This window comes from Oceanicella sp. (assembly GCF_056449545.1).
In genome coordinates this window covers 1-13,239 of record NZ_JBWOMN010000007.1, presented here as the reverse complement: position 1 = coordinate 13,239, position 13,239 = coordinate 1, and the positions used below count along the sequence as shown (strand labels likewise).

At 68.7% G+C, this 13,239-nt stretch carries 11 protein-coding genes; 4 read left to right on the top strand and 7 right to left on the bottom strand.

What is annotated here, in order from left to right; translation table 11 throughout:
- Window positions 1-46 precede the first annotated feature (46 nt).
- The 6 genes from AC1HC7_RS00535 to sciP all read right to left on the bottom strand — a co-directional run bounded on the left by AC1HC7_RS00535 (window position 47) and on the right by sciP (window position 7,594).
- On the bottom strand, window positions 47-175 hold the full coding sequence (locus tag AC1HC7_RS00535; RefSeq protein WP_479497263.1) for a hypothetical protein: 129 nt from the start codon (window positions 173-175) through the stop codon (window positions 47-49).
- Window positions 176-295: 120 nt separating this feature from the next.
- Window positions 296-2,455, bottom strand: a complete 2,160-nt coding sequence (gene recG / locus AC1HC7_RS00530; RefSeq protein ID WP_479498548.1) for an ATP-dependent DNA helicase RecG — start codon at window positions 2,453-2,455, stop codon at window positions 296-298.
- Window positions 2,456-2,522: 67 nt separating this feature from the next.
- A complete protein-coding gene (locus tag AC1HC7_RS00525; RefSeq protein WP_479497261.1) occupies window positions 2,523-4,133 on the bottom strand; it encodes a CYTH and CHAD domain-containing protein in 1,611 nt (536 codons plus the stop codon).
- 24 nt (window positions 4,134-4,157) lie between these two features.
- On the bottom strand, window positions 4,158-6,407 hold the full coding sequence (gene ligA, locus AC1HC7_RS00520) for an NAD-dependent DNA ligase LigA (RefSeq protein ID WP_479498547.1): 2,250 nt from the start codon (window positions 6,405-6,407) through the stop codon (window positions 4,158-4,160).
- Between the two features lie 95 nt (window positions 6,408-6,502).
- Window positions 6,503-7,210, bottom strand: coding sequence for a response regulator transcription factor CtrA (gene ctrA, locus AC1HC7_RS00515; RefSeq protein WP_479497259.1), 708 nt, complete (start codon window positions 7,208-7,210; stop codon window positions 6,503-6,505).
- Window positions 7,211-7,309: 99 nt separating this feature from the next.
- On the bottom strand, window positions 7,310-7,594 hold the full coding sequence (gene sciP / locus AC1HC7_RS00510; RefSeq protein WP_479497258.1) for a CtrA inhibitor SciP: 285 nt from the start codon (window positions 7,592-7,594) through the stop codon (window positions 7,310-7,312).
- 178 nt (window positions 7,595-7,772) lie between these two features.
- Here sciP and mnmA point away from each other — a divergent pair, with 178 nt between their 5' ends.
- On the top strand, window positions 7,773-8,906 hold the full coding sequence (gene mnmA / locus AC1HC7_RS00505) for a tRNA 2-thiouridine(34) synthase MnmA (protein ID WP_479497257.1): 1,134 nt from the start codon (window positions 7,773-7,775) through the stop codon (window positions 8,904-8,906).
- Between the two features lie 39 nt (window positions 8,907-8,945).
- On the opposite strand, the gene AC1HC7_RS00500 is transcribed toward mnmA, so the two are convergent.
- The gene (locus tag AC1HC7_RS00500; RefSeq protein ID WP_479497256.1) at window positions 8,946-9,257 is read right to left on the bottom strand and encodes an ETC complex I subunit; all 312 of its coding nucleotides are present in this window, start codon (window positions 9,255-9,257) and stop codon (window positions 8,946-8,948) included.
- 593 nt (window positions 9,258-9,850) lie between these two features.
- On the opposite strand from AC1HC7_RS00500, the gene uvrB reads away from it, so the two are divergent.
- From uvrB to AC1HC7_RS00485, 3 genes are all read left to right on the top strand, one after another.
- Entirely contained in the window at window positions 9,851-12,019 is a 2,169-nt protein-coding gene (gene uvrB / locus AC1HC7_RS00495; protein ID WP_479497255.1) for an excinuclease ABC subunit UvrB, read from the top strand.
- Between the two features lie 80 nt (window positions 12,020-12,099).
- Complete coding sequence (locus tag AC1HC7_RS00490; protein WP_479497254.1) at window positions 12,100-12,669, top strand: DUF7482 domain-containing protein; 570 nt, start codon at window positions 12,100-12,102, stop codon at window positions 12,667-12,669.
- Between the two features lie 46 nt (window positions 12,670-12,715).
- Window positions 12,716-13,239: heavy metal-responsive transcriptional regulator (locus AC1HC7_RS00485; RefSeq protein WP_479498546.1), on the top strand; the 524-nt coding region annotated here is incomplete at its 3' end.

Genomic DNA, 13,239 nt, shown 5'->3' with positions numbered 1-13,239 from the left:
CGCGTCCCGCCCCGTCGAGACCGCAGGCGAACATCCCGGCCCCGATTCAGGCCAATCCGGTCGCGGCAAATCCGGCCAGCGCCAGCAGGCACAGCAGCGCCAGCCCGATCGCATCCCCGACGGCCCCCTGCGGCGCGCGCTCGGCAGCGGCGGCGATGCGGATGATGGCGCTCATGACATGTCTCCCGGTGGCGATGCGGTTAAGGCTTTATTCGGCTTTGTTGCCAACTTGTTCTCATTCTCGGCGAGTCGAGTCAAGAACATTAAGCGAACACAAGCCAGACTTGCCGAAACATCACCCGACCGAGAGCAAACGGATCGCCGCGTCCCGATCCATCAGGTAGAGCAGGACGCGCAGCGCGGCGCCGCGCTTTCCGCCCAGATCCGGCTCCGCATGCAGCACCATGCGCGCGTCGTCCTGGGCGATCTTCATCAGATCGCCATGCACCTCCAGATCGGCGATGCGAAACCGCGGCAGCCCCGATTGCTTGACCCCGAGCACATCCCCGGCGCCGCGCAGCCGCAGGTCCTCCTCGGCGATGCGGAACCCGTCCTCGGTCTCGCGCATGATCGACAGGCGGGCGCGCGCCGCCTCGCCCAGCGGCGGGTCGTACATCAGCAGGCAGGTCGAGGCCTCGGACCCGCGCCCGACCCGTCCGCGCAGCTGGTGCAATTGCGCCAGTCCGAATCGCTCCGCCTGCTCGATCACCATGATCGAGGCTTCGGGCACGTCCACCCCGACCTCGATCACCGTGGTGGCCACCAGCACCCGCGCCCGCCCGGCGACGAAATCCGCCATCGCCGCGTCCTTGTCCGCATGGGCCATGCGGCCATGCGCCAGCGCCACGCCGACCCCGTCGCCCAGCGCTTCGGCCAGCGCCTTGCGGCGATCCTCGGCGGCGGTGAGGTCCACGGCCTCGCTTTCCTCGACCAGCGGACAGACCCAGTAGGCGCGCCGCCCCTCGGCCACCGCCTTCCTGAGATGCGCCACCACCTCGTCGTAACGGCCCGAGGAGATCAGCGCGGTCTCCACCGGCTTGCGCCCGGGGGGCTTTTCGTCGAGCACGGACACGTCCATGTCGCCGTATTGCGCCAGCGCCAGCGAGCGCGGGATCGGCGTCGCGGTCATCACCAGAATGTCCGGCTTCAGGCCCTTTTCGCCCAGATCCATGCGCTGGCGCACGCCGAAGCGGTGCTGTTCGTCGATCACCGCCAGCCGCAGATCGGCGAATTCGACGTCCTTCTGGAACAAGGCGTGGGTGCCGATCACCAGCGGCGCGCCGCCCGCGATCGCCGCCAGCTTTTCGGCCCGCGTCGCGCCCTTGTCGCGCCCGGTCAGCAGCAGCGGCTGGATCCCGGCGGCCTGCGCCGCGTCAGCGAGGCTGGTCATGTGCTGGCGCGCGAGGATCTCCGTCGGGGCCATGATCGCCGCCTGTCCGCCGGCCTCGGCGGCGATCAGCATGGCCATCAGCGCCACCAGCGTCTTGCCGGACCCGACATCGCCCTGCAGCAGCCGGTTCATGCGATGCGGTCCGGCCATGTCGGCGGCGATTTCGGCGATCGCGCGGGTCTGGGCGGCGGTGGGCGCGTAGGGCAGCGCCGCCAGAGCCTTGTCGCGCAGGCCCCCGTCCCCCGCCGTGCGCCGCCCCTTGCCGCGCCGATGCGCGGCGCGCGCCAGCGCCAGCGCCAGTTGATGCGACAGCAATTCGTCATAGGCCAGCCGTTCGCGCGCCGGGGCCGCCGGGGTCAGGTCCGCGCGCCCCTGCGGCGCATGCAGGCGGGTCACCGCCTCGCGCCAGCCGGGCCAGTCGGGATGCGCCGACAGCACCGCCGGCGCGATCCATTCCGCCAGATCCGGCGCCCGCGTCAACGCCGATTGCGCGGCGCGCGCCATCAGCCGCTGAGAGACCCCCTGGGTCAACGGGTAGACCGGTTCGAACGCCGGCAGCGAATCGGCCTCGCCCGGGGTCAGCACATGATCGGGATGGGGCATCTGGCGGATGCCGTCATAGATCTCGATGCGCCCCGAGACCACGCGCCGCGCGCCCACCGGCAGCAGCCGGGTCAGCCAGTCGCCCTTGGCGTGAAAGAAGATCAGCAGGAATTCGCAGCCGCCGTCGCGCACCGCCACGCGATGCGGGCGGCCCTTGAGGCGCGGCGGGTGATGGGCCTCGACCTCGATCTCCACGGTGACGATCTCGCCCTCGGCGGCATCCTTCGCCGAATCACGCAACCGCCGGTCGATCACCCCGTTCGGCGCGGTGAGCAGCAGGTCGCGCGGGCGGGTTATGTCCAGCCTTTCCAGCGCCTTGGCGGTTTTCGGTCCAATTCCGTCAAGCCCGGTGATCGCAGCGAACAGCGGAAACAGGATCTCCGGCCGCCCGCGCGGGACGCGGCGCGCCGCGCGCCGCGCGGCATCGTCGGCATCGTCGGCATCGTCGGGGATCCTGGTCATCGCCCCAGACTGCGCCAGCGCGGGCGCGGTGAAAAGACCGCGCGCGCCTTGGCCTCCCCGCGCCGCATCAGCGCCAAAACCCTGCTCCCGCGCACAGCCGGTCCCAATCGGCGCGCGCCTTGCGCCACATATGCGCCGCGTCCTGAGTGCGGGCGCCAAGCACCCGCCCCACGGCGCGCTGCGCCGCGGGATCGTCGCGCAGGGGCGCGTCCGGGCCGGTCAAGGCCGCCTCCGCCGCCGCCAGATCGTTGAGCGCGCCAAACACGTCCTGCAGCGTCTTCAACCGCTTGCGAAACGGCTTGGCGTCGCGCGCCGGAAACATCCGCCCGAAGAAATCCACTCCGTAGCGCAGCTTTTTCAGCGCCTTGCGCAGATCGTGGCGCTGTTCGACATCGAGATCCTCCAGCCCCTCGGCCTTGGCGCGCACATTGTCCCAGCGCCGCGCCAGCGCGCGCCGCGCCAGCCCCAGCGCCGGCGCGTCGAACGGTCGCGCCGCATCCCGCGCCTTCCCCCGTCGCCGCGCGCCGCGCGACGGCCGATCGTCAAGACGATCGACAAGCCCGGCATCCGCGCCGCGCCAGCCGCACAGCGCGGTGAAGCGCGCCAGATCGAACAGAAACGCCTGAGTGTCGGCCCCGGCAAGCCTCGCGCGCAAATCGGCGCGCACCCGCGCGCGCCTGGCCTCGAAAGCGCCGAGAAGCGCGCGGTAGCCGGCCGCGTCGGCATGCTGCGCGGCGGCCGGGCGCAGGGTCTCCTCGATCAGCACGTCAAGATCGCGCAGCGCCCCCACCGCGGCGCCAAGCTCGCGGGCCGAGGCTTTCAGCGCCGCGACCTGCGCGCCATCCAGCGCCTCGCGAAACAGCAGAAACACGCTGCGAAGGCGGCGCAGCCCGACGCGAAGCTGATGCGGCCCCTCCAGGTCATCGCCGGCGACGCAGGCCGCGACATTGGCGGATATCTGATCGAGACAGGCGTCCAGCGCCTTCAGCAGCGCCGCCTCGACGCTGTCGGCCGCCAGCAGCCGCGCCTCGCGCGCGCGCCGCGGCGCATTCAGCGCGGCGCTTGCCTCGCCCCGCGCCAGCGCATAGCCGCGCGCCGCCTTGGAGAGCGTCGAAAACCGCAGCGGCCCGGCGCGAAACAGCCGCTTGGCCAGATCATACAACAGGGCCGGCGCGCCTTCGATCAGCTCCAGCTCCGCCTCGCGCAGGGCGTTGGCGCGGCCGGCGGCGATCACCTCCCCCTCGTCGATCGCCAGTTCAACCCGCCCCCCGGGGCAGACCAGCAGGCGCGATTCGCGGATCATGACCGTTTCCAGCGTCGGGATCAGCCGGGCCTTGCCGACGATCCCGCGCACCCGGCGGCGCAGGTCGCGATCCGGGATGCGCGCGACATCCACTTCGGGGCCGTCCACGAACGCCTCGGCTTCCAGCGGCGCGGACAGCCCCCCGGCGATCGCCCGCTGACGGCATTTGACCGTCTGCAGCCAGCGCCGGCCATCCTCGCGCAGGCGCAGGGTCAGCCCCGCGGCCCACAACCCGTGGCGGCGCGTGTCGTAATAGACCGAGCGCAGGCGGCGGCGGCGCGGCGCGCCCTCGCTCAGCGCCGTCAGCGCCGGGTTGTCGCGCAGCGCCGTTTCCGCCGCCCGGGACAGCAGCAGCTTCAGTTCGATCTCCCGCATTCGCCCCCCTTTCCCGACCTGCGATCATCGCGCGGCGAGCGCGATCCATTCATCCTCGCTCAGCACCTTCAGGCCCAGCGCCTCGGCTTTCTTGAGCTTCGATCCCGCCCCGGCCCCGGCGACGACGATATCAGTCTTTGCCGACACCGAGCCGGAAACCCGCGCGCCCAGCGATTCGGCCCGGGCCTTGGCCTCGGCCCGGGTCATCTTTTCCAGCGAGCCGGTGAAGACAATGGTCTTGCCGGCGACCGGGCTGTCGGCGTTGGCCGGCGGGGCCGCGTCCTGCACCTCCAGTTCGGCGAGCAGCCGCGCCAGGGCGTCCCGGTTATGGGATTCGGCGAAGAATTCGGTCAGCGATCGCGCCAGCACCGCCCCGACCCCGTCGATGCCGATCAACTGATCCCAGGCGGCGCCCTCCTGCGGCGCGGCCTCGCGCATCGCGGTCTCGAACGCCGCCCAGGACCCGTAGGCGCGGGCCAGGGTCTTGGCCGTGGTCTCGCCCACATGGCGGATCCCGAGCCCGAAGATCAGGCGTTCGAGCGGGATGCGTCGCCGCGCGTCGATGGCGTCAAACAGCTTGGCGGCGGATTTCGCGCCCCAGCCTTCGCGGTTCTTCAGCTGTTTCAGCCCGTCGGAAAACCGCGCCCGCAGCGTGAAGATGTCGGCCGGTTCGCGGATCCAGCCGTCGTCGTGAAACGCCTCGACCTGCTTGGCGCCGAGCCCGTCGATGTCGAACGCCCCGCGCGAAACGAAATGCTTCAGCCGCTCCACCGCCTGCGCCGGGCAGGCCAGCCCGCCGGTGCAGCGACGCATCGCCTCGCCCGGCTCGCGAATCGCCGCCGAGCCGCATTCGGGACAGGTGTCGGGGAATCTGAAGGGCCGTGAACCGGGCGGGCGTTTCGAAAGGTCCACGTCGAGCACCTTGGGGATCACGTCCCCGGCGCGATACACCGTCACCGTGTCGCCCTCGCGCAGGTCGCGCCCGCCGCGAATCGGTGCGCCGTCGCCGCCGACGCCCTTGATGTAATCCTCGTTGTGCAGGGTGGCGTTGGCCACCACCACCCCGCCCACGGTCACCGGGCGCAGCCGCGCCACCGGCGACAGCACGCCGGTGCGCCCCACCTGAATCTCGATTTTCTCCAGCACCGTGGTCGCGGTCTCGGCGGGAAATTTATGGGCGATCGCCCAGCGCGGCGTGGTGGCGCGAAAGCCGAGCCGCGCCTGCCAGTCCAGCCGGTCCACCTTGTAGACCACGCCGTCGATGTCGTAGTCGAGCGCCGCGCGCTGCGCCTCGATGGCGCGGTAATGGGCGAGCAGCCCCTCGATGTCGTCAAAGGTCTGCGCCAGGGACGTGGTCCGAAAGCCCATCGCCGCGAACCGCGCCAGCGCGCCGCTTTGCGTGTCGGCCAGCGGCGCCGACAATTCGCCCCAGGCATAGGCGAAGAAGCGCAGCGGGCGGCTTTTGGTGATGCGCGCATCGAGCTGGCGCAGGGATCCGGCGGCGGCGTTGCGCGGGTTGGCGAAGGTCTTTTGCCCGGCGGCGATCTGGCGATCGTTGAGCGCCAGGAAATCGGCGCGGCCCATATAGACCTCGCCACGCACTTCGAGCACCTTGGGCGCCCCGGTGATTCGCTGCGGGATCTCGGCGATCATGCGGGCGTTGGCGGTGACGTTCTCGCCGGTCTCGCCGTCGCCGCGGGTGGCGGCCTCCGTCAGCGCGCCGCGCTCATAGCGCAGGCTGAGCGACAATCCGTCGATCTTGGGCTCCGCCAGAATCGTCAGCGCCGCATCCGCGTCGAGCCCCAGGAACCGGCGCACCCGCTCGGCGAAATCGCGCACGTCCTCATCGCTGAAGGCGTTGCCCAGCGACAGCATGGGCACGCGATGGCGGACCTTGGCGAACCCCGCCGCCGGCGCCGCGCCAACCCGGCGCGAGGGGCTGTCGGCGCGCACGAGATCGGGAAAACGCGCCTCGATCGCCCGGTTGCGGGCTTTCAGCGCATCGTATTCCGCATCCGCGATCAGCGGCGAATCGGCCTGGTGATAGGCCAGATCATGCGCGGCGATCGCCCCGGCCAGCCGCTCGAGCTCCGCCGCCGCGCCCGCCCGGTCGAGGTCGTCCGCCGCCACGGCGGCGAAATCGGATGTCGCCGCCACGGCGGCGAAATCGGACGCGGGCGCCACGGCGGCGAAATCGGACGCGGGCGCCGCGTCGGCGACGCCGGATCCCGGCGCGCTTTCCGAAGGCGGTCTGGCGGGCGTGTCGGCGGGCATCGCGATCCTCCTGTCTCAGGGAGAGATGCGTCGATGCCGGCCCGCCCGTCAAGCGCCGCCCGTCAAGCGCCGCCCGTCAACTTGCCCGCCGCGGCTCAGGCGCCGATGGCGATCGGTTCGGCCATGGGCGTGGGATCGCGCAGCACGTAGCCCCGGCCCCAAACCGTGTCGATGTAGCTTTCGCCGCCCGTGGCCGCCGACAGCTTCTTGCGCAGCTTGCAGATGAACACGTCGATGATCTTCAGCTCCGGCTCGTCCATGCCGCCATAGAGATGGTTGAGAAACATCTCCTTGGTCAGCGTGGTGCCCTTGCGCAGGCTGAGCAGTTCGAGCATCTGGTATTCCTTGCCGGTCAGATGCACGGGATGGCTGTCGACCTCGACCGTCTTGGCGTCGAGATTGACCTTCACCTTGCCGGTCTCGATCACCGATTGCGCATGACCCTTGGAGCGACGCACGATGGCGTGGATCCGCGCGATCAGCTCTTCGCGATTGAACGGTTTGGTGAGGTAGTCATCGGCGCCGAAGCCGAATCCCTTGATCTTGTTCTCGGTCTCGTCGAGACCCGAGAGAATCAGGATCGGGGTGTCCACCTTGGCCACGCGCAGCTTCTTGAGCACGTCGTAGCCGGTCATGTCCGGCAACCCGAGATCCAGCAGGATCAGGTCGTAGTCGTAGAGTTTGGCGAGGTCGATCCCCTCCTCGCCCAGATCGGTCGAGTAGACATTGAGGTTTGCGTTCCTCAACATCAACTCGATGCTCTGGGCGGTCGAGGGATCGTCCTCGATAAGCAACACGCGCATGTCAGGCTCCTCATGCAGGTCCTCGGGTCAACATCTGCCCAGAGTCTGCAAGAATGGTGAACGAAACGTTACCACCTTAACGCGAGTTAGCAAAGTTTTTCAACTTCGAGTGGATCTGTAGCGCTGAAGCGCCGTCGTGCGCAGGGCGTTCACCCCGTGCTTGGCGATGGCGTCGCGCCAGCCGTCCAGCTCTTCCTCCGACAAATCATAGAGTTCGCAGGCGTCATTGGCGGAAATCAGACCGCCATTGACCGCCGCGACCACCGCGGCCTTGCGTCTTGCGACCCAGCGTCGCGTGTTCGGCGATGGCAGGTCCGCCCTGGTCAGACGCACTCCGTCCGGTCCGATCACGCTGACCGGACTTTCTTCGCGCTGCATGTACATGAGCACTCCCTCACACTGTTTTCACTCACCCAGGGACGACGCTAGGCTCGGTCCCTTAAGCGGGGGTAAAAACCGGGGGGGGTGGTTGGTTCGCATTTTCGACGATGTTTCGCCGATCTTTCGCGGCCGATTGCCCTGGGCCCCCGCCCGCCATATATGCAGCGGCGAAAGGCGCCCCATGACCCACCCGCTCAACAGCCTCGGATTCGCCAAGCCCGCGTCGGACACGCGGGTGGTGGTCGCCATGTCGGGCGGCGTCGACAGTTCCGTGGTCGCGGCGATGCTGGCGCGCGACGGCTATGACGTGGTCGGCGTCACCCTGCAATTGTACGATCACGGCATGGCGCTGGCGAAAAAGGGCGCCTGCTGCGCCGGGCGCGACATCCACGACGCGCGCCGGGTGGCCGAGGAGATGGGCTTCCCCCATTACGTGCTCGACTACGAGAACCGCTTTCGCGCGGCGGTGATCGACGAATTCGCCGACAGCTACCTCGCCGGCGCCACGCCGGTGCCCTGCATCCGCTGCAACGAGCGGGTGAAGTTCCGCGATCTGCTTGAAACCGCGAAGGATCTGGACGCGGACTGCATGGCCACCGGCCATTACATCCGCCGCCAGGACGGGCCGCTGGGGCCAGAGCTGCACCGCGCCGCCGATCCGACCCGCGATCAGAGCTATTTCCTGTTCGCCACCACCCGCGACCAGCTCGACTGGCTGCGCTTTCCGCTGGGCGGGCTGAAATCCAAGGCCGAAACGCGGGCGCTGGCGGCGGAGTTCGGGCTGAGCGTCGCCGACAAGCCCGACAGCCAGGACATCTGCTTCGTGCCGGAGGGCAACTACGCCGATCTGATCGAGAAACTGCGCCCCGGCGCCGCCGAACCCGGCGAGATCGTGGACCTGTCCGGCAAGGTCGTCGGCGCCCATCGCGGGGTGATTCGCTACACCATCGGGCAGCGGCGCGGGCTGGGGATCGCCGCGGAGGCGCCGCTCTACGTGGTGCGGCTCGACGCCGAGGCGCGCCGGGTGGTGGTGGGCCCGCGCGCGGCGCTGGCGACGCGGCGCGCGCGGCTTGGCGAGATCAACTGGCTCGGCGACGCGGCGTTCGCCGAACCGCCCGCCGGCGGCTGGGAGGTCGGGGCGAAGGTGCGCTCCACCCGCCCGCCGGTCCCGGCGCGGCTGCGCCCCACGGGCGCCGCCACGGCCGAACTGGAGCTGCTGAGCCCCGAGGAGGGCGTCGCCCCCGGTCAGGCCTGCGTGTTCTACGCGCCGGAGGGATCGCGCGTGCTGGGCGGCGGCTGGATCAAGCCCGGCTGACCCGGGCCGGCCCGAAAGCCGCGCCCAATCCCGAAGGACTCAGTGCGTCCAGGCGCCCTTGCGATCATGGGAGAAGTTGGAGCCGTAGCCGCGCGGGCGAATCACCGGCTTGCGCTTGTGGGGCGCCTCGGTGCGAAACGGGATGCCGTGGCGTTCGGCGTAATCGGTGGCGGCCTCCAGCGACGGGAAGGTCATGCGCACCTGCTCGCGCATGTCGCCCGAACCGGTCCAGCCCATCAGCGGGTCGATTCGCTTTGGCGCCTCGGGGGCGAATTCCAGAACCCAGCTGCGGGTTTTCGCCTGCCCGGACTGCATGGCGTTGCGGGCGGGCTGATAGATGCGCGCGAACATGCGGCGTTCCTCCGACATTGACGCCCCGCTTATGCCATTGCGCCGGGCGCGCGGCAAGGCGCGGCGCGCCGGCATGCGGAGTCGCCTGTGCCGCCCTGTGGATGCGCCGCCTGCAAAACCTCGGCCGGACGGGAGGGAGCTTACATTGGCATGACACGTCCGGCCGACCGCGCAACTTGGTGCGTGACAAATATAGCTCCATGCAAACAGTGGCTTGGCAAATACGACCGCGACGTTAGTCATTGCATTGCCGTGATCGGCCCAAATAGCTGAAAACCTGCGCAAAATAAAACATGCCGACCTTCGATTGCGAAGGCGGCATGATCCGAGTTTCCAGTTTCCGGGGAATGTGACCGCCGACCGGGCGCTTGGGAGCGAGGGGTGGGGTGGGTGGTGCTGCACCCGGTCGGCGGTCTATCTTGTTGTTGTGGAAAAATCATACACTCGCAAGGAGGTCCACGGCAACAAGAATCTCTACTTAGGGTTGTATTTCCCTTTCTGAGCGATCCGTCAGGATCGTTGCGCGCCGCGACGCTTGATTAACGCTGCGACAAGGACAACATCGGGTAAAACGGTTGAAGGAGTGTTAACGGATGAGCCTCGATCGTCCCGGCGGCGCGCAAAAACGCGAAAAACTCGAAGGCGGTCGCCGATTGGTGATGGAAACCGGGTTCACCGCCGCCGGAGATCAGCCCACGGCCATCGCCGAACTGGCCGAGGGCCTGCGCGGCGACGAGCGCGATCAGGTGCTGCTGGGCGCCACCGGCACCGGCAAGACCTTCACCATGGCCAGGATCATCGAAGAAACCCAGCGCCCGGCGATCATCCTCGCGCCGAACAAGACGCTGGCCGCGCAGCTTTATGGCGAATTCAAGAACTTCTTCCCCAGCAACGCGGTGGAATATTTCGTCAGTTTCTACGACTACTATCAGCCAGAGGCATATGTGCCGCGATCGGACACCTTCATCGAGAAGGAATCCCAGATCAACGAGCAGATCGACCGCATGCGCCATTCCGCCACCCGGGCATTGCTGGAACGCGACGACGTGATCATCGTCGCCTCGGTCAGCTGCATCTACGGCATCGGCGCGGTGGAGACCTACGGCGCCATGACGCTCGATCTGATCGCCGGCAACGATTACGACCAGCGCGCGGTGATGCGCGAGCTCATCGCCCAGCAATACAAGCGCAACGATTCGGCGTTTCAGCGCGGCTGCTTTCGGGTGCGCGGCGATTCGCTGGAGATCTGGCCGGCGCATATGGAGGACCGCGCCTGGCGCTGTTCGTTCTTTGGCGAGGAAATGGAATCGATCGTCGAATTCGACCCGCTCACCGGCGAAAGGACCGGCAAGCTCGACAAGGTGCGCATCTACGCCAATTCGCATTACGTGACCCCCCGCCCGGCCATGAGCCAGGCGATCAAGTCGATCAAGACCGAACTGGCGCAGCGGCTGGCGCAGCTCAACGGCGAGGGCAAGCTGCTGGAGGCCCAGCGCCTTGAACAGCGCACCAATTTCGATCTGGAGATGCTGGAGGCCACCGGCGTGTGCAACGGCATCGAAAACTATTCGCGCTACCTCACCGGCCGCGCGCCCGGCGAGCCGCCGCCGACGCTGTTCGAATACATCCCCGACAACGCGATTGTCTTCGCCGACGAAAGCCATGTGACGATCCCCCAGCTCGGCGGCATGTACAAGGGCGACTACCGGCGAAAATTCACCCTGTCCGAACACGGGTTCCGGCTGCCCTCCTGCATGGACAACCGCCCCCTCAAGTTCGAGGAATGGGACGCCATGCGCCCGCAATCGGTGTTCGTGTCCGCGACCCCCGGCAAGTGGGAGCTGGAACGCACCGGCGGCGTGTTCGCCGAACAGGTGATTCGCCCCACCGGGCTGCTCGACCCGGAAGTCGAGATCCGCCCGGTGGAAACCCAGGTCGACGATCTGCTGGACGAGGTGAAGAAGGTCGCGGCCTCGGGGCGGCGCACGCTGTGCACCACGCTGACCAAGCGCATGGCCGAGGACCTGACCGAATACATGCACGAGCAGGGCGTGAAGGTGCGCTACATGCATTCCGACATCGACACGCTGGAACGCATCGAGATCCTGCGCGACCTGCGGCTGGGCGCCTTCGACGTGCTGATCGGCATCAACCTGCTGCGCGAGGGGCTCGACATACCCGAATGCGCGCTGGTGGCGATTCTCGACGCCGACAAGGAAGGGTTCCTGCGCTCCGAAACCTCGCTGATCCAGACCATCGGACGCGCGGCGCGCAATGTCGACGGGCGGGTGATCATGTATGCGGACCGCATCACGGGGTCGATGGAGCGCGCCATCGGCGAGACCAACCGGCGGCGCGAAAAGCAGCACGCCTACAACGTGACCCACGGCATCACCCCGACCACCATCGAGAAGAACGTCGCCGACGTGATGGACGGGGTCTATCAGGGCGACACCGACATGGCGCGGGTCACCGCCAAGGTGGATCGCCCGCTGGCCGGGGCCAATCTCCACGCGCATCTGGAGGCCCTGCGCAAACAGATGCTGGAGGCGGCCGAGAACCTGGAATTCGAGGAGGCCGCGCGCCTGCGCGACGAACTGCACCGCCTTGAAGCCGTGGATCTGGCGGTGTCCGACGACCCGCTGGCCCGCCAGAGCGCCATCCGCGCGGCGCAGGAGGATGCGACGAAGGCGCGGGGCCGCTCCAGCGCCGGCAAGCCGGGCACGCGGCATTACCGGGGCAAGAGCCGGGCGCGGCGCTGAGCGGCGCAAGGCGCTTGACTCCGTACCTGCATACGGACCGCAGCATGGCGCCCTGCGAAACCCCGCAAGGAGGCGAAACCATGAAACCCGGCATTCCGATCCTGCTCGCCGCGCTGCTCGCCGCGACCCTGAACGCGACGGCGCACGCCCAGACCTCGGCCCAGCAGACGCCGATGAAAATGATGATGATGGGCGACGAGGACCTGTCCGGCATCCCCCGCATCCCGCCGGTGACCGGCTACGCGGCGGGCGAGCGCATCTATTTCCTGCACACCGAGGTGTCCGATCCCGAAATCGGCGGAATCATGACCGAGATGATGGGCTCGCCCGTGCCCGTCGTGCCGGCGCTGGCGCTGGCGCCCGACGCGATGCTGGCCTCGGTGTTCGCCTTCGCCAACGGCGTCAAGCCCGACGGCGCCCGCGGCCCGCTCGACTTCCAGCCGGATGTCTTTGACGCGCCCCCCGGCGCCCCGGGCTACACGCCGCTGCGCAAGATCGTGCTGGTGCGCTGGCGCGACGCGACGGCCGCGCGGGTGCTGAAATCCGCTGCTGAGGTCATCGCGGCGCAGGCGGCCGGCGAGGTGACGTTCGAGGAACCCGGAATCGTCGTCAACATGCCCTTCGTCACCTGGCCGGGCGGTCAACGCTGAGCCCGCGCGGCTTGACTTGCGCGCGTGCGGGCCTCGGAATGGCGGCATGACCCGAGGCGATGATTTGCGCATCGGCGGCGTCGCCCGCGCGGCGGGCGTCGGCGTCGAGACCGTGCGCTTTTACGAACGCAAGGGGCTCGTGGCCCGCCCGCGCAAGCCCGAGCGCGGGTTCCGGACCTATCCCGTCGAGGCGGTCGCGCGGATACGTTTCATCCGCGCCGCGCAACGCCTGGGTTTCACCCTGCGCGAGGTGGCGGAACTGCTGTCCCTGCGCACCGCGCCCGATGCCGACGCCGGGTCGGTGCGGGCGCGCGTCAAGACCAAGCTTCGCGACGTCGAGGACCGACTGGCCCAGCTCGACGACATGCGCGCGGCGCTGGAATCCCTGCTCACGCGGTGTTCCGGCGACGGGCCGCTTGGCGACTGCTCGATCCTCAAGGAACTCGATCGGCTGCGCGGACCCGGCGCGACCCGCGCCGGGTCCGCGCGCCAGTCGATCTGCCTCTACATCTCCATCTGGATGGCCATGCCCTCGGGGGCCAGCTGCCCCATAATGCCCATCTGCATGTG